This window comes from Shewanella sp. M16 (genome assembly GCF_018224605.1).
GTDB classification, from domain to species: domain Bacteria; phylum Pseudomonadota; class Gammaproteobacteria; order Enterobacterales; family Shewanellaceae; genus Shewanella; species Shewanella oncorhynchi.
This window is the reverse complement of record NZ_JAGTUL010000122.1, coordinates 1-420: the sequence shown is the minus strand read 5'-3', so window position 1 is coordinate 420 and position 420 is coordinate 1. Positions and strand designations below refer to the sequence as shown.

Here is a 420-nt window from a genome sequence, read left to right as displayed (position 1 = left end):
TCTATTGACGTTCGCTCCCCGAGCCTTCGTGCCAAACCGGCAGCTAATGTCCAGGTACCCGCCTTCGCCACGAGTGTTCCTCTCGATATCTACGCATTTCACTGCTACACCGAGAATTCCGGTTCCCCCTCCATTACTCTAGTCTCGCAGTATCATGTGCCGTCCGCGGGTTGAGCCCGCGCCTTTCACACACGACTTACGAAACAGCCTACGCACGCTTTACGCCCAGTGATTCCGAACAACGCTTGAGACCTCTGTATTACCGCGGCTGCTGGCACAGAGTTAGCCGTCTCTTCCTCTTGTGGTACTATCTTTTTAATTTGCTCCCACATGACAGGGGTTTACAATCCGAAGACCTTCATTCCCCCACGCGGCGTCGCACCATCAGGGTTTCCCCCATTGTGAATGATTCTCGACTGC

General features: G+C 54.3%; 1 rRNA gene. It reads right to left on the bottom strand.

From position 1 onward, the window contains the following. Positions 1-420, bottom strand: a 16S ribosomal RNA gene (locus tag KFE26_RS23680); the annotation flags it as partial.